This is a genomic window from Latilactobacillus fragifolii (genome assembly GCF_905332535.1).
Taxonomy (GTDB): domain Bacteria; phylum Bacillota; class Bacilli; order Lactobacillales; family Lactobacillaceae; genus Latilactobacillus; species Latilactobacillus fragifolii.
Genome location: NZ_CAJOCF010000002.1, coordinates 366,671 through 386,140, shown reverse-complemented (window position 1 = coordinate 386,140; position 19,470 = coordinate 366,671). Strand labels below are relative to the sequence as shown.

At 41.2% G+C, this 19,470-nt stretch carries 20 protein-coding genes and 1 rRNA gene; 15 read left to right on the top strand and 6 right to left on the bottom strand.

Annotated elements, in window-relative coordinates:
* Positions 1-10: 10 nt before the first annotated feature.
* Positions 11-127: ribosomal RNA gene (gene rrf / locus J7Q78_RS04525) — 5S ribosomal RNA — on the top strand.
* Positions 128-382: 255 nt separating this feature from the next.
* Here rrf and J7Q78_RS04520 read toward each other — a convergent pair.
* Entirely contained in the window at positions 383-1,309 is a 927-nt protein-coding gene (locus J7Q78_RS04520; RefSeq protein ID WP_154242705.1) for a DMT family transporter, read from the bottom strand.
* 226 nt (positions 1,310-1,535) lie between these two features.
* Here J7Q78_RS04520 and J7Q78_RS04515 point away from each other — a divergent pair, with 226 nt between their 5' ends.
* Together J7Q78_RS04515 and J7Q78_RS04510 are read left to right on the top strand one after the other, a co-directional pair.
* Positions 1,536-2,372, top strand: coding sequence for a YitT family protein (locus J7Q78_RS04515; RefSeq protein WP_208422486.1), 837 nt, complete (start codon positions 1,536-1,538; stop codon positions 2,370-2,372).
* A gap of 207 nt (positions 2,373-2,579) precedes the next feature.
* A complete protein-coding gene (locus tag J7Q78_RS04510; RefSeq protein ID WP_208422485.1) occupies positions 2,580-4,106 on the top strand; it encodes a YfcC family protein in 1,527 nt (508 codons plus the stop codon).
* A 49-nt stretch (positions 4,107-4,155) separates the two neighbouring features.
* Here J7Q78_RS04510 and lepB read toward each other — a convergent pair whose 3' ends face one another.
* Complete coding sequence (gene lepB, locus J7Q78_RS04505; protein ID WP_208422484.1) at positions 4,156-4,767, bottom strand: signal peptidase I; 612 nt, start codon at positions 4,765-4,767, stop codon at positions 4,156-4,158.
* Between the two features lie 168 nt (positions 4,768-4,935).
* On the opposite strand from lepB, the gene J7Q78_RS04500 reads away from it, so the two are divergent.
* A complete protein-coding gene (locus J7Q78_RS04500; RefSeq protein WP_208422483.1) occupies positions 4,936-5,613 on the top strand; it encodes a 2,3-bisphosphoglycerate-dependent phosphoglycerate mutase in 678 nt (225 codons plus the stop codon).
* A 37-nt stretch (positions 5,614-5,650) separates the two neighbouring features.
* Positions 5,651-6,796: a serine hydrolase domain-containing protein gene (locus tag J7Q78_RS04495; RefSeq protein ID WP_235688051.1), complete on the top strand. Its 1,146-nt coding sequence runs from the start codon at positions 5,651-5,653 to the stop codon at positions 6,794-6,796.
* A 21-nt stretch (positions 6,797-6,817) separates the two neighbouring features.
* On the opposite strand, the gene J7Q78_RS04490 is transcribed toward J7Q78_RS04495, so the two are convergent.
* The 3 genes from J7Q78_RS04490 to J7Q78_RS04480 all read right to left on the bottom strand — a co-directional run bounded on the left by J7Q78_RS04490 (position 6,818) and on the right by J7Q78_RS04480 (position 8,579).
* Positions 6,818-7,411 carry a VanZ family protein gene (locus tag J7Q78_RS04490; protein ID WP_208422482.1) on the bottom strand — a complete coding sequence of 198 codons (594 nt, stop codon included), beginning with the start codon at positions 7,409-7,411 and terminating at the stop codon, positions 6,818-6,820.
* 17 nt (positions 7,412-7,428) lie between these two features.
* Positions 7,429-7,911: a MarR family winged helix-turn-helix transcriptional regulator gene (locus J7Q78_RS04485; protein ID WP_154242710.1), complete on the bottom strand. Its 483-nt coding sequence runs from the start codon at positions 7,909-7,911 to the stop codon at positions 7,429-7,431.
* 173 nt (positions 7,912-8,084) lie between these two features.
* Positions 8,085-8,579: a thiol peroxidase gene (locus tag J7Q78_RS04480; RefSeq protein WP_154242711.1), complete on the bottom strand. Its 495-nt coding sequence runs from the start codon at positions 8,577-8,579 to the stop codon at positions 8,085-8,087.
* 91 nt (positions 8,580-8,670) lie between these two features.
* Here J7Q78_RS04480 and J7Q78_RS04475 point away from each other — a divergent pair, with 91 nt between their 5' ends.
* The 3 genes from J7Q78_RS04475 (at position 8,671) to J7Q78_RS04465 (ending at position 10,840) form a co-directional block, all read left to right on the top strand.
* A complete protein-coding gene (locus J7Q78_RS04475) occupies positions 8,671-8,850 on the top strand; it encodes a hypothetical protein (protein WP_154242712.1) in 180 nt (59 codons plus the stop codon).
* 135 nt (positions 8,851-8,985) lie between these two features.
* Positions 8,986-10,185, top strand: coding sequence for a C40 family peptidase (locus J7Q78_RS04470; protein WP_208422481.1), 1,200 nt, complete (start codon positions 8,986-8,988; stop codon positions 10,183-10,185).
* Positions 10,186-10,279: 94 nt separating this feature from the next.
* Positions 10,280-10,840: a guanylate kinase gene (locus tag J7Q78_RS04465; RefSeq protein WP_173011565.1), complete on the top strand. Its 561-nt coding sequence runs from the start codon at positions 10,280-10,282 to the stop codon at positions 10,838-10,840.
* A 68-nt stretch (positions 10,841-10,908) separates the two neighbouring features.
* Here J7Q78_RS04465 and J7Q78_RS04460 read toward each other — a convergent pair whose 3' ends face one another.
* Positions 10,909-11,097 carry a hypothetical protein gene (locus tag J7Q78_RS04460; RefSeq protein WP_076800005.1) on the bottom strand — a complete coding sequence of 63 codons (189 nt, stop codon included), beginning with the start codon at positions 11,095-11,097 and terminating at the stop codon, positions 10,909-10,911.
* A gap of 308 nt (positions 11,098-11,405) precedes the next feature.
* Between J7Q78_RS04460 and J7Q78_RS04455 the strand changes: the two genes are divergently transcribed.
* The 7 genes from J7Q78_RS04455 (at position 11,406) to J7Q78_RS04425 (ending at position 19,438) form a co-directional block, all read left to right on the top strand.
* A complete protein-coding gene (locus J7Q78_RS04455; protein ID WP_208422496.1) occupies positions 11,406-11,828 on the top strand; it encodes a Fur family transcriptional regulator in 423 nt (140 codons plus the stop codon).
* Positions 11,829-11,849: 21 nt separating this feature from the next.
* Positions 11,850-12,281: a cell surface protein gene (locus J7Q78_RS04450; RefSeq protein WP_208422480.1), complete on the top strand. Its 432-nt coding sequence runs from the start codon at positions 11,850-11,852 to the stop codon at positions 12,279-12,281.
* 36 nt (positions 12,282-12,317) lie between these two features.
* Positions 12,318-13,139 carry a DUF6681 family protein gene (locus J7Q78_RS04445; RefSeq protein WP_208422479.1) on the top strand — a complete coding sequence of 274 codons (822 nt, stop codon included), beginning with the start codon at positions 12,318-12,320 and terminating at the stop codon, positions 13,137-13,139.
* Positions 13,140-13,156: 17 nt separating this feature from the next.
* On the top strand, positions 13,157-14,608 hold the full coding sequence (locus J7Q78_RS10020; RefSeq protein WP_235688050.1) for a helix-turn-helix domain-containing protein: 1,452 nt from the start codon (positions 13,157-13,159) through the stop codon (positions 14,606-14,608).
* Positions 14,605-15,291, top strand: a complete 687-nt coding sequence (locus J7Q78_RS04435; protein ID WP_208422478.1) for a hypothetical protein — start codon at positions 14,605-14,607, stop codon at positions 15,289-15,291. Before J7Q78_RS10020 ends, J7Q78_RS04435 begins: the two co-directional genes overlap by 4 nt.
* Before the next feature lie 41 nt (positions 15,292-15,332).
* Positions 15,333-18,833 (top strand): MSCRAMM family protein, encoded by a 3,501-nt coding sequence (locus tag J7Q78_RS04430; protein ID WP_208422477.1) that lies wholly within the window; start codon positions 15,333-15,335, stop codon positions 18,831-18,833.
* Between the two features lie 164 nt (positions 18,834-18,997).
* Positions 18,998-19,438: a hypothetical protein gene (locus J7Q78_RS04425; RefSeq protein ID WP_208422476.1), complete on the top strand. Its 441-nt coding sequence runs from the start codon at positions 18,998-19,000 to the stop codon at positions 19,436-19,438.
* Positions 19,439-19,470: the final 32 nt, after the last annotated feature.

The window sequence follows — 19,470 nt, the reverse complement described above, 5'->3', positions numbered from 1 at the left end:
CACAAAATAGTGTGGTGGCGATAGCAAGAAGGATACACCTGTTCCCATGTCGAACACAGAAGTTAAGCTTCTTAGCGCCGATAGTAGTTGGTGGGAAACTACCTGCGAGGATAGGACGCTGCCGCGCAAATATAAAAAGGTTGAGCCACTAGGTTCAACCTTTTTTTGGTATTCTTAGTGTTTAATTTAGTGATTAGCCAATATGCGACTGTTATTTAATGGGATATTTAGCACTACTCAGCATCCTTAGGTGGCTAACCAAAGGTTTTCTGCTAGCGGTGATTAGAATTAAACCAGAGGCTTGATAAGGCTTAATTCTAATTAGCGTATTGTAATTAAAAAGCCGTTTAACATTCTTTTACGGATGTTAAACGGCTTTTTATTATGCTAACACATCATTATCGGCATGCTGATAACGTTGCAAGATGTAGATTGCTAGGATAACTAGAATTGCACCACTCATTTCTACCCAACTGAAGCGAGCGTGGAAGAAGATAATACTTAGAACGAATGTAATGACTGGCTGTACGGCATCAACGATACTGATTACGGTTGATGGTGCAAAGTTTAAACTGTGTAATAAGCAAAGATATGCGAATACAGTTCCAATTAAAATAACGGCTAAAATTGCAATGATTCCGGAAATATTTAAACGTGGTGGTGCTTGCCAAAATGGCCGGTGAATATTGAAGAGTAAGCCACTGATAAACATGCCCCACCCTAAAACAAGAATTGGTGATTTTTCATTAACAATCGGTCTTGGTAGTACAACATAGAAGGCAGCTGTTACACCGGATAAGATTCCCCAGATTAATGAATTAAAAGGAATTGTTAAAGTGTGGATATTGCCCTTTGTAATAGAAAGAAAAACACCAACTAAAGCAATTCCAAATGAGATAATATCAATTCGTTTGGGCCACTTACGTAAGAACGCAAGGGTCCCAATAACGATGAACAGAGGGCTTAGATACTGTAAAATCGTCGCTGCTGCTGCATTGCCTGTTTGGATACTCATGAAGAAAGTATATTGGTTGCCCATGATCCCGAAAAGGGCGTAAGCGATCAGCCAAGCTGTTAATCGTTTTGATTTAAAAATAGAAAAGATATCTTGTTTGAACTTGATTGCCCCGATAAGTAATAAAATTAAACCAGCGCTAAGCGTCCTAACGGATAGGAACCAAGTTGCCGGAATTTTTTGTCCTTGCGAGATGAATTCCAAAATAGTCCCTGAAACGCCCCAGAGTGTGGACGCCATTGTCGCCCAAAACATGCCTTTGGCGATATTTTGTGGTTGAGTTTGATTGTTCATTGCGCGCCATCCTTTTTAAAAATTTATAACTATACTATTATAAGCTAAATTGCGTATTTATGCTATTTACAAAACTTTTTTCATGATTATCCATCATAAAATAAAGAATATGGTGTTGATAAAGTAATTATTAAACATTAGGAAGAGCATGAAGTGGTTAAGCTCGCATCTTCCTTAATATTCATATATACTTATAGTAATAATTAATAAAGAAATGAGGGACGCGATGCGCTTATCCAATTTGAAGCAGACGATTATCCAGATGGGATTGATTTTGATTGCTCTAGAAATTATCGCAATTGGGATTCAGCTCTTCTTTGCCCCCCATGAAGTTGCAGCCGGTGGGGCAACCGGTGTGGGAATTTTATTAGAGGAACTAATGGGGTGGAAGATATCAACCGTGGTGTTTGTGATTAACATCGGTATGTTGATTCTTGCTTACTTTTTACTTGATAAGAAAACGACGTTAAGAATTCTCTTTGGTAGTTTTATGCTACCGGTTTGTTTAGCCTTAACGCCCCAAATGATGGTGGTGGAAGACAAACTATTAGCAATTATTATCGGGAGTGTTGTTTACGCTACCGGCATTGCCTTGTTATATCGAATTGATGCCTCAAGTGGCGGTTCAACAGTACCACCATTAATTTTAAAAAAATATTTCAATATTAAACCAGCATTGAGTTTACTTGTGGTTGATTTACTAGTCTGTTTTGCGAATGTATTCGTCTCTGGTTTCGAGACGTTTATGTTGGCAACTTGTTCATCAATCCTGACGTTAATTACGATGAATTATATTGAAACTGGGTTGAACCGGAAAAAGGTGCTTTATGTCATGAGTAATGACCAGTTACCTGAAATTAAAGCCCATTTAATCGAAGAATCTGATGTGGGTGTTACAATTTTTGATGTTACCGGGGGCTATTCTAACGATAATAAACAGATGTTGATGCTCGTGGTTGAAAATCAAGCCTACCAACATATTATTAACCGGATTCATGAAGTTGATCCGTTGGCATTTACAATCGTGGCTAACGTAGCTGAGGTACGTGGTGGTAGTCTGTAAATTAAAAAGAGCCGCGCTAATTGGCGCGGCTCTTTTTCTGAGCGCCGTAATAGCATCATATTTAATGTCTTTATCGTCAGGTATTCTTTAAGATCGGAAAATAATTCGTGCAAGAGTGTTTTAAGAAAAAGCATAGGCATGCTTTGTGATATAATTGAGTTCATAAAATACCTCTTCTGCGATGAGGAGCGTTATGGAGGCGATTTAATGACTAATCACAAAAAACGGTTTACCTTTCCGAGTGCCTACACAGTCATTCTACTTGTTTTGTTGGCAGTAATGATTTTAACGTACTTTATGCCAGCCGGGAAATATGCGAGTTTGCAATATAACACGGAAAAGGAAAACTTTACGGTGATTGCACCTGATGGGCACGAATCGACAGCACCTGGGACACAAGCAACGCTGAAGAAATACCATGTTAATACGGATTTAGCGAAGTTTAAAGACGGCTCGGTGTACAAACCAGTTGCAATTCCCAATACATATCAAAAACTCGATCAACGTAAACCGAACTTCTTTGGTGCTATTAAGCAATTTCTAAATGCCCCGATTCAAGGGTTGTCTGAAACCATCGATATTATTACATTTGTCTTAATTCTAGGTGGCATTGTCGGGGTTGTGAACAAGACGGGGGCGTTCGCGGCCGGAATGGCAGCTTTATCAAAACGCTTGAAAGGTAAGGAAGCATGGTTAATCGTGATTGTAACGAGCTTGATTGCCTTAGGTGGGACCACTTTTGGTTTGGCTGAAGAAACAATTGCGTTTTATCCAATTCTAGTGCCAATTTTTATGGCAGCTGGCTACGATGCACTAGTGGCGATAGCGGCGATTTATCTAGGCAGTTCAATTGGGACAATGGCTTCGACGGTTAACCCGTTTTCCGTCGTGATTGCGTCCAATACGGCTGGCATTAACTTTACCGATGGCATAGGGCTACGGCTTGTGATGCTAATTTTAGGCACACTTATCTGTATTTTCTATACAATTCGGTATGCTGAAAAGGTGAAGCGCGATCCAAGCCAATCACTTATTTATAGTCAAAAAACGGAATTGGAAGACCATTTCCTGGGAAATGACAGTGCAAGTGAAGTTCCCCGGTTTGATTTTCGTAAGAAGTTGATGTTACTAATTTTTGCAGCCGGTTTTGTCATCATGGTCTTTGGCGTTAAGGAATGGGGCTGGCTGTTTACTGAAATCTCCTCGTTATTCTTAGCGATTACGTTAATTTTGGCATTTATTTCTGGTTTGTCGGAAAAAGATTTCGTTAGTGAATTCGTTGCAGGGGCTTCCGACCTTTTAGGGGTCGCCCTTGTAATTGCCTTAGCACGCGGAGTAACAATTATTATGGAACAGGCACAAATTAGTGATACGCTATTGTACTGGTTAAGTAGTGGTGTTTCACATATGAGTGGCGTCATCTTCTCGACGGTCATGTTCTTCGTTTTCATCCTACTAGGGTTCTTCATTCCGTCGAGTTCCGGTTTGGCGGTACTATCAATGCCAGTTATGGCACCATTGGCTGATGTGGTGGGTGTTAATCGTGACGTTATAATTAGTGCTTATAACTGGGGGCAAGGGATTATGTCGTTCATCACACCAACTGGGTTAGTCTTAGCCTCTTTAGCAATGGTCCATGTAACCTTCGATAAGTGGCTGAAATTTGTTTGGCCACTGATTGTGATTCTTGGGTTGTTAGCAATCATTCTGTTAGGGGTTAGCGTCTATCTTTAAAAAAATGCCCAAAAAAGGTCCGCCACAATCGTGGCGGACCTTTTTAATGCTAGTAAACTTTAAATTTCGTTACTGGCCAGTAGCGGAGCTTAACAACTCCTTGAATCCCGTTGAAGGCTTTAGAATCATCACTGACAAAGCCGACTTCTTCATAACGGCTATCCTTCGAAACAGTCCGATTATCCCCCATGACAAAGTAATGATGGGCAGGGACCGTCGAACGACCAAGCACGTCTTTTAAATCGAAGTTCGGTTGATTATTCTTGGGATTGAGTGTGAAGTAATTCGAACCGGTTAGGAAGGTCGTTGGATCTTTTTTGTAGTCATTTAGATAAGGTTCGCTGACTTTTTTATTATTAATATAAAGTTGATCCTTATTGAAGCGAACAGTTTCCCCCGGTAACCCAACGATGCGTTTGATGTAAAATTCACCTGGTGAATCGGGAGCTTTGACAATAACCACGTCGCCCCGGTTCAGTTTTGTATGGCGCAGTGCAATGACGCGGTCATACTGGGTAAAGTTTGGTTGCATTGATGGCCCAAAAATTTGTTCATTGGCAATGACGAATTTGAGCAGTAGTTGCGCAATGCCGACCATCACGGCCGCTAATAAAATGATTTGTATAGTAGATTTCCAAAATTCTTTTGCTTTAGCTGACATATCGCACATCCTTAGAATTCAATAGATTCATTGTACTACAATTAATTGGTAGATGACAACAAAACTGTATAGTTCCTTAACTATTTAAATGTTTTTTTAAATAGCGGAAAGGGTTCGTGGTATACTAAAAGAGATTATTTTAAACGACAGGAAAAGTGAGTTTAACGGATGGCGAATTTAGTAATTGTACGACACGGTGAGAGTTTAGCCAATCAATTGAATACTTATACCGGTTGGTCTGATGTACCATTAACGGCTGCTGGGCGTAGGCAAGCACAGCATGTTGGGCAACAAATTCAAGCAACTGGCATTCAGTTTAGTCATGTGCATACTTCGTTATTGAAGCGTGCAATTTTGACAAGTTACATTATTCTGGATGAAATAGACCAATTGGCTATTCCAATGACCAAGAGTTGGCGGTTAAATGAACGGCATTACGGAGCATTGCGCGGGTTAGATAAGGACCAGACGCGAGCTGTTTTTGGCGCGCATCAAGTGGCTCGATGGCGACGTAGTTATACGGCGGTCCCGCCTTTATTGACGGCTTTTTCACAGGCTCGACGCTATCGACTAGTACCGCCGAAGAGTCGACCGCGCGGCGAAAGCCTTGCCCAAGCAACGCAACGTCTATTACCTTATTGGCAAGATCAGGTAGTTCCAGGATTACTAGCGGGTCACAATCAGTTGGTTGTGGCGCACGGCTCTACTTTGCGGGCCCTCATTAAGATCGTGGAACAAATTTCAGATCGAGATATTGACGGTGTTGAAGTTGAAAACGGCGAAGCCCTATTTTATCGATTTGATGCTCAGATGGTAGTTATTGAGAAGGGACGATTAACGGATTAAGCGGATGAACAACAAACTAAAAAGAGGGTTGCTACTGATGGCAAGCGTATTGTTAATCATTGGTGGTACGATTTACTATGAGCGGCAAAAGTATACTGCCCAAGTACAACAAACCCAACAAAAAATGCAACAACTTCAGCAACAATTACAGGCAACAAAACTCGAATTGGCTATTCAAAAGGCCAAAAATCATGAAACGGGGCTTGATGATCGAACGATCAACCATTTGAGTTCAAAGGAACAACAATTTGTACAGCAATTGCTATATGACAACAGCTTTAGCGGAACGATTTTAATTGTGCGCCGGAACCGCGTGTTATTTCAAGGTGGCCGAGGTTACGCAAACTTTGCGACTAAGCAACTTAATTCCCCACAGACGACGTATCAGATTGCGTCGATTCAAAAGTCATTAACGGCTGCGTTGTTGATGAAACAGGTGCAAGCCGGCAACATCGATTTAGCAACACCGTTAAGTCGGTATTACCCACAAATAAAAGCGGCGAATCAAATTACGCTGAAGATGATGGTTGATATGCATTCTGGATTGATTGAATCATCTGCGCCGGAAAAAGAATTATCAGACCAAGCGCGGATTCAATATGCGCTTGATCATTTGGTTGTTAAAGACATTGGTCAGCATAATTATTCACCAGTTAATTACCTTCTTTTGGCAGGAATTTTAGAGCAGGTCACGCATAAAAGCTATCGAGAGTTAGTGTGGAAACAATTGATAACACCCCTTAAATTGACATCGTTTAATTTTATGCCAAATGAAACGACCGGCCAACAAGCTATTGCGTACGGTTATCAACAAGGTGGCTATGGTGCACCAGTTAGTGAGCCAAGTTATGTATATATGCGTGAGTTAGGTACTGGGAATATGTACGCCACAACAAGTAGTCTTTTTCGGGTTGAACAGGCGATTGTTCAAGGGAAAGTTTTTAAGAAATCGTTATTAAAAACGCTCCGTTCATCGACTACCGGTCAATATACAGGTGGCGTTTATAATTATAAAGATTATTTTACAAGTCACGGGGTTGAATCGGGATTCGAATCAAGTCTGCAGATGAGTCAGGATGGGCAATCGGGTATTATCTTATTATCGAACCAATATAAAGCCAATCCCTCAATTGGTCTTTTAACAAATCAACTTTACAAGCAGTTAATTACCCTTAATCGTTAAAAAAGCAGCTAGGCTTAACGCCTAGCTGCTTTTTGTTCGCATTGAAAAGTGGCCTTGGGCGAGTGTCCAAAGGCCAAACCCAATGAGACAGCCAATCCAATTTAAGAGAATATCACTGAGCGCAAAAGTCCCTAAATAAAAGGCGAATTGGAGAATCTCAATGCCCAGGATTGTTAAGAGTGCAATGACGTTCATTTCAACAAAGGAGGCTTTTAAATGGTATAAACCGCCTAATGGGATGAAGTAAACCACATTCAGGACGGCTTCGAGCAATATTCGGGGGTTCTTTTGGATAAAATCAAACGGATTCAAACTGACGGCATGATAGATGCTTGCTTTGGTGAATAAGACAATGAATAATAAGAGCAAGTAAACGCTGTAGACGAGATAGCCGTAGATTGGCGATAGTTGCCGGCGGTCCCATTGCAGCCAGCCGAACCAAAGCGTGAGCGTTAAAAAGAGAATCAGAAAAAGCGTTGTTGCCGGGAAACGGGCCATAACCCGGGTTAAGCGTGGATAATTATTGAGCGTTGGTAAGACAATAGAAAACACAAAGTAGCGGCTTATGAGGTAGGCAACTACACCAGCTAAAACATATTCAAGTATCTTGCGCAATGTAGTCCCTCCAGTGATTATAGTTTTGTTTGAGCGAGGCGTTTAGTGAATTCAGCCATGAAGTCAAAATGTTGGGTATCGGCTAACGTATCTTCTAATTTATTTAGGAGCTCGTTGAGCGCTTGTTGTTCTTCAGAGGTTAAGCTACCGAATAGGGTTTCAGTAAATTCATTACGCCCATCAAGCGCTTCTTTTAAAACCGATTGGCCCCTTGCTGTAATAAAAACGTGCGTAATTCGGCGGTCATGATGATCAGGACGCCGATTAATATAGTGTTTAGACTCTAATTTTTGCAAGCACTCAGTTAACGATGAAGGTCGTATGTCGAGACTTTCCGCAAGGGCGCCTTGCATTTGCCCGTTTTCGATGTTAAGCCGTTTTAGAATGCGAATTTGAGTGACTGAGCGATGATTAGATGAAAATTGCATGCCATAATAACGGCGATAAAGGTGAATTACCTTATTGAAGGTTTGGAAAAGCTCGTTGGATAGCTCGGTCATAGGGACTCCTTATCAAGTTTAATGTGCGATGTTAATAGGAGTATAATACGCCATTTAACAAGGGGCGGCAAGATTGCTCATTGTTCAGCAAGGGATTGTGAATAATTATACATAACGAGTGCAAAAAAAGATGGTTAAACTGAGTCAGTTCTAACCATCGCTTGTTGAAGTTGCTATTGGGCTGCTTTTAAGAAATTTAATGCGGCTGCATAATCCGGCTCATCTGTTTGTTCGATAATTAATTCGGCGTAGCTAATTGTGCCATCTGCTTCCAAAATAAAAATCGAACGTTGAAGGGTGTGATTGCTTGGGACATAGAGCTGCATTGCTTTCCCGAAACTAAGGGCTTCATCAGAGAGAAGTTGCATGTTTTGAACGCCTTCTGCAGCACACCAATTATTTTGTTGTTCGATAGTGTTTGTTGAAATGGTGTAAAAATGGACGTCTTCGAATTGATCAACGGCTTGGTTAAAATGCTTTGTTTGAATGCTGCAAACGCGGGTGTCAATGTCTGGTACGACGCTGATTAAAGTTCGTTTCCCGAGTAATTGTGCCGAAGTGACTGTTTTGCCAGCAGCATTTTTAAGTTCAAAAGCGGGTAATTGCGTACCGACGGTTGGCGGCGTGCCGATTGTATCGAGGGGGTGGCCATGTCTTGTGATTTGCATTTGCATAAACCTCATTTCATAATAAAGGATGCCTTTATTCTAAGCTGATTGTGTAAAGAACACAATTAATCACGCTCGAGGAGTGTAAAAAATGTTACGTAAAAAAATTCAGACGTTATACGCTAAAAAGATGTTGAATCAAATCATTAAAGAGGTCAATGTCAAACCACTTGTCTATGAAATCGTCGATGCAAGTGGGACTGAAACGGCCGTTTTGCTAAGCCACGCGCAATGGGTCAAACTGCAAGCCAATTTGACCGCTAACAAGTAGCGTGAATCCTCGATTAGACTTAATACGGTAACTAAGCTGTAATCTTTTTGTAATAGTTAGATGTTACACTTGTCCTTGGTTGGAAAACCGTACATAAGTTAAGGATCATTAAAAATGACAAAGGGGAATCATTCAGTGAAAAAAGTCAGTCGATTAATGTTCAGTGCACTAGCATGTTTAACAATTGGGTCAACATTGGCCATCAGTGTTGGGGCGGTCAGTGCCGATGAGGTTGCTGATACAAAAGCATCAATGACCAACCTTAGTGCTGAAAACACAGCTTTATTAGCTAAGTTAAGTGCTGCGCAAGATAAGGTTGCTTCAATCGATAGCCAAGTGTCAAATAAGACGGTCGCAATTGATGAAGCCCAAAAGAACATTGCATCAACGGACAAAGAAATTACTGAAGTTGCTCAAAAAATCGACAAAGTTCAAGCTGAAGTACAATCAAGAAAAGCCGTTTTAAAAGAACAAGTGGTTGCCCTTCAAAAACGCGCTGGCGATAGTGTTTCCGGTAATGTTTACGTTGACTTCATCGTCAATAGTGATAGTTTCTCAGATATGGTAAGCCGGGCTTCGGTTGTGGGTAAGTTAAACCAAGCCAACAAAGAAGCAATGGATGCTGTAGCACACTCAGAAAACAAATTAGCAGCTTTAAAACAAGAACAAGTGACTAAAAAAGCAAACTTAGTCAACACAAAAGCACAATTAGAAAAAAATCAAGCGCAATTAACAACCCTTAAAGCAGATGCAGAAAAGGAACAAGCAAGTTTTCAACAAGAAGTGGACGGGCATCAGACACAGCTTGCTAATTTACAAAGCCAGTTAGATGCCCAGACAGCGGCTGCTGTTGAAGCTGCTAAAAAAGTAACGGCAAAGAAAACTGAAAAAGCAACAATCACTCCAACGGTTGCGCCTAAAGCAAGTTCAAGCGAGACACCAGCACCAACCCCAACAAAAAACACAACAGTTGCGCCTTCTGGGGCTAACACTGGTTCATTAGTCGGGAACGCTTTACAATTCATCGGGACACCATATGTTTATGGTGGCGCACAACCTGGTGGTTTTGATTGTTCTGGTTTAGTTTGGTACGCTGCTAAGATGGCTGGCATTAGCTTACCACGGACGTCGCAAGCTCAAAGTACAGTCGGAACAAAAGTATCGTTATCCGAATTACAACCTGGTGACCTTGTTTTCTGGGGTGGCGTTGGTTCAGCACATCACGTTGGGATTTACATCGGCGGTGGCTCATACGTACACGCACCAACAGAAGGTCAAAATGTAACAACCATGTCAATGCAATATTACAAACCTGACTTTGGCCGTCGTTTATAAGATTAAATAAAAGAATAATGAAGTTTGGTATCTGTTTAAATTAAGTTGCCAAACTTTTTTATTATTTAAATTCGCAATAGAAGAGTGTGGATCAATGTTGTCAAAACAACTATTAGTGATTACGGGCGCCACCGGTAGCGGGAAAACAACGGTGAGCCATTATTTAAAAGAGGCTTTTCAAATCCCACAAGTAGTAACGCATACGACGCGCCCTAGACGGCGTAACGAAGTCGATGGCATAGATTATTACTTTGAAACGCCGGATACATTAGCGCAAAAGCACCTTGTTGAATCGGTGACTTATTCTGGTTACCAGTATGGTTCTTCACATGAAGCGTTAGCTTTAGCGTGGCAAAAAGCCCCCCTTATCAGCCTAGTAGTCGATACAAAAGGGGCGCAGACTTATTTAGAGACATTTCCCCAAGAGGTTTCGGTGTTGTTTTTAACGGTTTCTAAAACGGATGCGTTGATTACACGCCTTAAAAAGCGGCAGGATAGTCCTGAAGCAATTCAAAAACGGATTCAAAGTGCTGAATTTAAGCGGGATTTGATGTTGCCTAGCCATTTAAATCAACGGGCAACTGTGGTGGTCAATGATGATTGGGAAACAACCAAACAGGCCTTAGCGACCTTAATCGCAACTTTAAAAAATTGATTATTAAAAATAAAAAGGAAGCCTATCGAACTAGTTCGATAGGCTTCCTTTTAACGTATGGTTAACCCTTATGCGAATAAGTGTTGGTTAACCGAATTGGTTTGTTTCACTTTGTAACTGAGTTTTTGTACGGCTTGTTCAATTGTAATCCCACTTGCGCTGATTTTTTCATTGTTCGTTGCAGTTGCGATAAATTTTTGAGTTTGCGTATCAAGTGAAACGTGATACCAATTATTAGTTTGATTAGTAAATTCCATCGTAAAATCTCCCTTCAAATGACTATAAATACTGATAGAGGGCTAATGAAGACGATTTCTTAAAAATCATCTGACCTATATCATAACGCGCAGCATTCGATAATGCAACTATTTTGTATTCGAATTCATTAAAATTCGGTGAAATTTAGTGAGACTTCGCTAATGATTACGAGATTAAGGGTATAATGATAAATAGTGTCGGAGAACAACTAATTTGAGATGGGGACTAACAAGCGCAAGCGCCTGACAACCTAGAAAGCATATGCTAGAATGACATATCGATTAATCGAGAGGAGCGGATGTCTAAAATGAGCGAAATAACCACTGCCATCGCCGTGTTACGCGCAAATGGGTACAAAATTACCAAACAACGCCGAGAGATGCTACAGTATTTATCGGGATATGAAAATCGCTACATTCCCGTGACTCAAATTGACGAGCATATGCGCGCTATTTTTCCCGGGATGAGTCATAATACGATTTATCGAAACATTAAAGATTTCGAGCAACTTGGCTTAGTGGAACAACAAACAGAGGGTGAACAGGCCCACGTTAAATATCAATGTGATTTTGAACATCGGCATCATCATCACTTTATTTGCCGCCAATGTGGCAAAGTGATTGAATTGAAGATGTGCCCGTTAGGTTTTTTTAGTCAACAAATTCCAAATTGTCAAATTGAAGGTCATCAGTTCGAACTCTATGGCCTCTGTGAAGACTGCCAAGCATAAGAGAAAGGGAGCGTTAAAAATATGGCATATCATACACCACCCATTATTCCACCAGCTGCCATTATTTCGTTAATTATCGCAATGAGTGCGACCAACGTTGTGGCAAATACAGTTAAACCTGTTGAAAGTCCTAAAACGGAGCAATCATCATCTGTTTCAAGTAGCAATTCAACCATGGGCTCAACTAGTAGCGTGGACGCGTCAGAACCACAATCCGAGTCTGAATCGGAATTTTCATCAACGTCGGAATCAACGGTCACGTCTTCTTCTCAGGCTGTTTCAAGTCAGGATCAGACGAATCCCGATGCCAACGCACAATCATCTGACGATGAGCAAACAACATCACAAAATGATACGTCAGCTAACACGAACACGGCAAGTAGTAATTCTGCTAGCACAAGTAGTAGCACCAAAGTCGTTTCAAGCAGTAGCAGTGCCACGACTACGCAGTAATGATTTGTTTTACGCGCAATAAGGGGGACATTTATCGTGTTAACTTTTTTAGACATTATTAACCATTATTTCGGATACTTAAACATTAACGGTCGCGTTAAAAATCGCCTTTTTTCAGTCATTTGCTTAATTGGTGATTTTTATCTTCTATATAAGAGTGTGACCTACTTTAAAGCTCAAGCCATTGGACGAGGTGTAATTAACCTTCTCGTCTTTTTGGTGTTATTCTATTTCGCAGTTATGAATCTGTATTTCTACTACCGGGGCAAAAATGCGGTTGTCGATATTTCACCATACGTTGAAAAAGCACTGGGTGGTGATCCAAACGCGCCCCATCCATTAAATGGGGGCACCGCTAAAACACAGGTGATCTCACAAATTCAACCCGCAACTGGTTTATTTGAAGAACAAAATCTCCTACCCGCACAACTGACGATGGATGCGGCACAAACGCAACATTTAGCGGCCTTGATTAACGAATTAATTGAATCTGGCTACCTAAGCTTGAATTATGCAGGCTTAAGTGATAATGATATATATGTACAGGCGCAACAATTGCAGCGGCCAATTTATGCGATTGGCAATCAAGTTGCCTTGCCGTTTTATGAAATGAAGCAAGAAGCGGATCGATGGGTGCTTTATGGGGGAATTAATGCCATTGCTAAACAGCCGTTAGCACAGATTACGACGGTGGGCTTAACGCCCATCCAAGACTTAGCTCAAGATTACCAACTTGCAGTTGCCCATACTTGGATTACAGGTGGGCCGAATAAGATGGCCGGGCGTAACGGTGTGGTTGAAGGCAATGACCCTTATCAATTAGTGGTCCAGATTGCGTATCAAGAACGAACAAAGTAGTCAGTGGGGGAAAATAGGTGGAGATTCATAACGAATTCTTAGATGTCAACTATCGTTACCAATACTATCTACTGGAATTAGTAGCGGATAACGGTAATTATTACTTAACGGTGCCAAGAGCCATGAAATTATTGGGGATTTCAAAATTTAAAATAACGCAGTATGTTGAAGGCATTAACGCTGACTTAGCGGTGATTAGCCCGACAAGTTATTTGAAGGTTAATACTGACGGGGTATTTGAAAGTCAGAATATTGACGAGGGGGTTGTCCGGAAGGTTCGTTTAGATTACCTAAAGCAATCAAACCTCTTTAAGATGTTAGAATTTAGTTTGTTGCATCCGGAAAAAAATGAAACGGCTGACTTTTGCGACGCCCTCTTTATCGGGACGACGAAATTCTATGAACTTAAAAAAGAAATGTCAGCGATTGTTGAACAATTCGATCTGAAATTTAAGAAGAACCGACTCGTAGGTTCGGAAACTATGATTCGCCAGTTTATTTTTGAAATTTATTACAGTTATTTTAATGGCATTGAAAAACCGTTTGAGACGGTTCAATCAGTTGCCGATGAGGCTATGAAGTATTTGAGTGCTGATTTAGGAATTGTGCGATTACCAACAACGGATAAAAAATTAGAGATTTACATTAAAATTCAATATATTCGGATGCGTGGGAAAGACTATTTGACAGAACACTTATTAACCGCTGGTTTTAAAGAAGCACAAGCCAAGCTTTGGCAATCCGTAACGCAAATGATGGCGAATGCTTACCGATTAAATGTCGCTGGCGAATTCGAAATTGAAGCCTTGCTCACCTTCTTATTTTCAGAAGGGTTTATTCAGTTTGAAGTCAGTTGGTTAGCTGGTGATTTGCAAGCGCAAGTCACCCAATTAACGCGACGCTTTATCGAACAAGTCGATGTTGTCTTAGCGCCTGATGCGGGGCAAAAAAGACAGTTTCATACCGCGATTCAACAATTAACACAGGATTTGAATCAAATTCATACCAAACAACTAACGTTTTATACAGAACCAACAACATTTATTGATGAAAATCAACTGACTTATTTTGCGGAATCGAATCCGTTGTTCCATGCCATTATTCAAAAGGTTGTCGATAAAAGTAAGCGTAAGTTAGAGTGGCGAAAACAGGCTAGTATTTATTACGACTATATGTTTGCATGTATCCAAAATATCCCACTTGAGATATTAAAGGATCGAGTGCACGTTTGCGTAGATTTTTCGCAAGGAAAGCTATATAATCAGTATATGCGAAAAATGGTGAACTACTTTAACAATTTGAACATCGAAGTCCAGTCAACCATTGATGAAAAGACGGACTTGTACTTATCGGACTTTTATTCGGGTGAATTGACCTGTGCGCAATTAATCTGGAAGAACCCGCCGACGGTTTTAAATTGGCAACAATTCGGAGATTTGGTAGTTTCCATTAAGAAGGAGAAACTATGAAAACGGGCAAGACATTACTTTCACTAACAGTACTCAGTTTGAGTGTCTATCGTTTTTCACAAACTTTTCTCGTACAACAGGTACAACGGGTAGAAGCAGTAACCGTTACAATGGATAAAAAAGCAGCAGACGAGCCAATCGCAGGCGGCGAAATTAACATTACGGTTAAAAATTATCCGAAAAAGGCCGTGACACCGGACCCAGACGTAAAGCCGGATCCTGGACCGAATACTGATACGGGAAAACCAGCGATAAACGAAGAACAACCAATGAAGCAGGAACAACCAACGGATCATCAAACGGGTGGGAACAGTATTCGATCTGACCAGACACCGATTCTGAAGGTTCCTTCAACTGATTTATTACCAAGCGAACAAGGCGCACCGAAACTAGAGATTCCAACATCAGCGATTACGACGGATCAGACTAATCGGCCACCAGATGAAACGGCGCGTAATCCGATTGCTAAACATGCAGTAACGCATCAATCAGATAATAATGACAAAGCCACGGCGCCCAATTCAAAAGACAAACACTGTAAGCATCATGCCCAAGTCGAAAAAGATATTGTCGCGTTCCAAAATAACTCAGGCACCCCAGCGCCTGGTGGTAGTGGGGCGACAACGCAAGTCGGTGTTATTTTTGGTGAATTAGCAGGCCGCAGTTTATTTGCCGTGCGGTAAATAAAGCGTTCAATTATTAATAAGGAATGGGGTGGTAAGCCATGCAAATTACAAAGCACTTTCTTTATCGATTGATATTGTTAGCCACAGTGATTGGCTTAATCGTAGGGAATTTAAATACAATGGCTTTAGCCACAGTGACTGCTAAGCGAGCGGTGACGCCAACGCCGAACATTATTATCAAAGGTGCAGACAGTAGTGATGATTCAAAAGCCATACCAAATGCCAAAATTAATCTAACCTCAACGACCGACACCCAAAAGTCATACTTATTGACCTCAGATGATGAAGGCCTTTTTAATACGATCATTGATAATCAGACAGGATTGAAGGTTAACCATGTTGATATTGGCGAGTACGTTATTAGTTCCGTTGAAAACCCGATTGGCTATCGGTTAGTCGGTGATTCACTTGGGATGAAAGTTCAAGTGAGTGAGAAGCAGTCCAAGATTATCATTTACTATACAGAAGTCGCTGAAGGAACAATCACGCTCAATGCTAAAACGGTGGACGGAACCCCCATTCCGGACGTTGTGTTTACCGCAACTGAAAAAGACAGTAAGGTTGTCCATCAGTTCTCACCGACAGATGCCAATGGGATGACTAAGTTGAGATTGCCCGCGCAAAATTACAATATTGGGGTGCAAACGGCACCAGCAGGGTACACAGCAGCAGAGGCGTTACCATTTGAGCAACTAGGCAGCAACATGAGTATTGATGAAGATATTCAATTTGATTATCAGCAACCAGTTGGTAATATTGAAGTTAAAGTGACTGATGCAGATACGCAAGCGCAGTTGGCAGGCGTGACAGTTGCCATTGCATCTGTTAAAACGCCTAGTCAGAAAATGACGGCCACAACGGATGCAAAGGGGATTGCACGGTGGTCTGATTTGGCGGTTGGACAATACAAACTAACGGTTGAAAAAATGTTACCCCACTACGTAGTGACTGGTCAAAGTGAGCAGCTCGTGAATGTTAATCATGGCGAAACTGCCCAATTAACGCTGACAGCGAGACAACAAGCGGGGACTTTTTATATTCGTAGTATATCTGAATCGGGACGAAAAATCCCCAACGTCAGTTATCAAGTGACTGCATTAGACGGTCGTCAGCAACAAACAGTGCAAACCAATGAAGCAGGGATGGTGATTCTGACAGGGTTAGATGAAGGCCAGTATACGGTCAAAGAAATAAAAGTACCAGCAGGTTATCAACTTAATCAGGTGGAACAAACAATCAGTGTTCGTAATGGTCAAATTCCCAATGTTACCTTTGTGCACCAAATCAGCCGCACTGACGCGGATCATGATTTGGTTATTAAAACGGCAGATCATTTGGGGAAGGCTGTTGGCAACGTTCAGTTCCAAGTCAAACAAATTGATACCGATGAAGAACCTTTTAGTCAAAATGTAACAGTTGACGCTGATGGGCAAGCGCGCTTGTCTAGTATCCCAATTGGAAAATATGAAGTGACGAAAAAAACAACACCGGCGGGTTATCAAGGGGCGCAGACACAACAAACGTTCACCGTCAGCAATCAACACCCCAATCAAATTGATTGGCTGTTTAATCGTGAAGTTAGTGCCATTCGTTTGGCGGTAACGAATGATGTAACCGGTGCGCCAATTAAAGGGGCTTCTTTTATTATTCAGACAACAAATCCAAATGATCAAGGACAGCGCACGTTCTTTACTGATCAAACGGATGCAAACGGGCAAGTTGAATTACAGAATTTACCAACGGGGGCTTTTACGTACCAACAAGTAGCAACTGCGCCAGGTTATGTAATGGATTCAACCGTTCACACTGGGGTAATCCAAAATACGGGAATCAGTGCTAATCAATTCGCGATTACCAATCAAATGAACCCGCCAGCCGCGAAGGGCCAGGTGACCGTTCATAAGCTTAATGCGCAAGGACAACCGTTAACAGGGGCTCAGTTTAAGCTTACGAAAGCAGATGGTAGCGAAACACAGACGAAGACGACTGAAAACGGACAACTGATTTTTGCGGATTTGACACCAGGTCGTTATTTGATAACTGAAACTAAGGCGCCAGCGGGGTATGTTTTGGACCAAACGCCACAAACGGTTGAAGTGAACAATCAGGCGCGCATTAATCAAGTCGTGACCTTTAACGATCAACGGGAAGTCGTAGCACCCACCAACCCACTGACGCTTAATGCATTAGATCAGCATGGTAATGGGATTGCTGGGGCGACCTTTAAATTATCAACCAAGCTACCTGATGATCAAGGGCAAACGACTTGGTATTTAACGACTGATAAGAATGGGTTGGCAATTCTGCCCAAAGCTGTGACAGGGCAATATCATATTCAGATGGTCAAGGTTCCAAGTGGTTATCAATTGAATACGACAGTTTACACGATGGCGGTAGAACAATATGGGCATAACCATCTGAATATTGTGAGTGAAACGACACCAGATGAATTACAAACATTGCAGATTCAAAAAACAGACACCCAAGGACAGCCATTAGCAGGTGCCGTTTTTGATGTCGCTTCAGTAGCGACTGGGAAAGTGGTGCAAGCTGAATCGGATGCAAAAGGATTAGCAAAGGTGAATAACCTCAAAGCTGGTGATTATGAAGTGACGGAAGTCAAAGCGCCAATTGGCTATCGTCTGGATGCTCAGGGACATCAAGTTCATTTAAAAAAGGCGCAGCCAATCACCAACATAACGATTCAAAACACAGCTCAAACTGGCCAATTAACGATTAATAAAACGGCCGAATCAGGCCAACCATTGGCAGGGGCATCCTTTGACGTTCGTAACCAACAAGGGGCATTGGTCGGTAACTATCAAACCAATGCTAAGGGGCAGATTAAACTGACCGATATTGCAGTTGGCGATTATACGGTGCAGGAAACCAAAGCCCCAAATGGGTACCAAGTTAATGCTAAAACGTTTAAAGCCACCATCTCTGATCGGTATACGACAACTGTCAAAGTCGTTGATCAGAAAGTGACGCCAGAAGTCGCACCAGGGGTGTTAGTGATTCACAACGTTGATCAGAAGAAACAAACGCCGTTAGTCGGGGCAACATTTAGATTAGAAACTGCGGATGGTAAAGTGGTTTGCCAACAGCTTGTCATTGGGGCCGCTGGGCAAGTCGTTGTTGATGGTTTAACAGCTGGTGATTATCAGTTGATTCAAACAACGGCAGCTACTGCTTACCAGACCACTGCAACGCCGATTACCGTTAAGGTTCAAGGCAACCATGAAGTAACAGCAATTACGGTCGAAAATCACCAAGCGGCGGGGTCTGTCATTGTTAATCAAGTAGATGGGAATACGAACCAGCCGTTGGTGGGCGCTAAGTATCAAGTGCAATCATCAACGGGAAAAGTATTAATCGATAATTTGAAGAGTGACGAACGCGGGCACGTGATTATTCAAAAATTAATGCCGGCAACTTATCGTTTAGTTGAAGTTAGTGCACCAACTGGCTATGACACAATTAAAACGCCAATCATCTTTAAAATTACAGAAAATGGCGTTACAAAGGTAATTCAGTAGAGTTAATTAAGTTTTTTTGAATAATAAACATAAAATTTTCAATTTATTTTCCGCTGAATTTTTAAACTCTTTAAAATATACGCATTTTATTCACTCACAAATGTTATAGAATTAAGGCATCAAGTAAGTGTTTTAATTCTAATAAAAATAGTGGGTACAATAAAATGACGATTTATTATTTAAAACCAGAAAAAACAGTTGATGAAATAATTAATACATTGCACGCTAGTATTGCTAGCATGCGATATTTTGAAACGTTAGATACGATTTGCGAAGAAGTTGGCTTTAATCTTGATGAAGCAGCTCAATTACAACAAATTAAGCAATTATCTGACGAGCAACACGCAGATTTGAAAATGCTTCATTCAATCGGCGTTACAGAAAATGATGTCGCCCATTTAAAAGCTGCAGGTTTATTATTATTTGTTCAGGATAGCGAGATTCCACAAAGCTATGTGATGCTGAGTAGGAAAGCATTAGCTGGGTTGCAAGAGATTGCAGCGGTTTGTGCGCAAGAGTTTACACAACTAACAATGAATATTGATTCAAAAAAAATTCAAAGCTTAAAAGCAGCTGCAGATAAAGTTTTCCGAAAGTATCAATAAGAAATCAAAAAAGCCCATCGACATTCAAGTGT

What these genes read in the sequence shown, in the direction of transcription:
- J7Q78_RS04425 (WP_208422476.1), top strand. Translation starts at nt 18,998, where the DNA reads ATGACGATTTATTATTTAAAACCAGAAAAAACAGTTGATGAAATAATT.
- J7Q78_RS04435 (WP_208422478.1), top strand. Translation starts at nt 14,605, where the DNA reads ATGAAAACGGGCAAGACATTACTTTCACTAACAGTACTCAGTTTGAGT.
- lepB (WP_208422484.1), bottom strand. Translation starts at nt 4,767, where the DNA reads ATGTCAGCTAAAGCAAAAGAATTTTGGAAATCTACTATACAAATCATT.
- J7Q78_RS04460 (WP_076800005.1), bottom strand. Translation starts at nt 11,097, where the DNA reads ATGGAATTTACTAATCAAACTAATAATTGGTATCACGTTTCACTTGAT.
- J7Q78_RS04430 (WP_208422477.1), top strand. Translation starts at nt 15,333, where the DNA reads ATGCAAATTACAAAGCACTTTCTTTATCGATTGATATTGTTAGCCACA.
- J7Q78_RS04520 (WP_154242705.1), bottom strand. Translation starts at nt 1,309, where the DNA reads ATGAACAATCAAACTCAACCACAAAATATCGCCAAAGGCATGTTTTGG.
- J7Q78_RS04500 (WP_208422483.1), top strand. Translation starts at nt 4,936, where the DNA reads ATGGCGAATTTAGTAATTGTACGACACGGTGAGAGTTTAGCCAATCAA.
- J7Q78_RS04515 (WP_208422486.1), top strand. Translation starts at nt 1,536, where the DNA reads ATGCGCTTATCCAATTTGAAGCAGACGATTATCCAGATGGGATTGATT.
- J7Q78_RS04480 (WP_154242711.1), bottom strand. Translation starts at nt 8,579, where the DNA reads ATGCAAATCACAAGACATGGCCACCCCCTCGATACAATCGGCACGCCG.
- J7Q78_RS04455 (WP_208422496.1), top strand. Translation starts at nt 11,406, where the DNA reads ATGAGCGAAATAACCACTGCCATCGCCGTGTTACGCGCAAATGGGTAC.
- J7Q78_RS04450 (WP_208422480.1), top strand. Translation starts at nt 11,850, where the DNA reads ATGGCATATCATACACCACCCATTATTCCACCAGCTGCCATTATTTCG.
- J7Q78_RS04465 (WP_173011565.1), top strand. Translation starts at nt 10,280, where the DNA reads ATGTTGTCAAAACAACTATTAGTGATTACGGGCGCCACCGGTAGCGGG.
- J7Q78_RS04485 (WP_154242710.1), bottom strand. Translation starts at nt 7,911, where the DNA reads ATGACCGAGCTATCCAACGAGCTTTTCCAAACCTTCAATAAGGTAATT.
- J7Q78_RS04495 (WP_235688051.1), top strand. Translation starts at nt 5,651, where the DNA reads ATGGCAAGCGTATTGTTAATCATTGGTGGTACGATTTACTATGAGCGG.
- J7Q78_RS04475 (WP_154242712.1), top strand. Translation starts at nt 8,671, where the DNA reads ATGTTACGTAAAAAAATTCAGACGTTATACGCTAAAAAGATGTTGAAT.
- J7Q78_RS04510 (WP_208422485.1), top strand. Translation starts at nt 2,580, where the DNA reads ATGACTAATCACAAAAAACGGTTTACCTTTCCGAGTGCCTACACAGTC.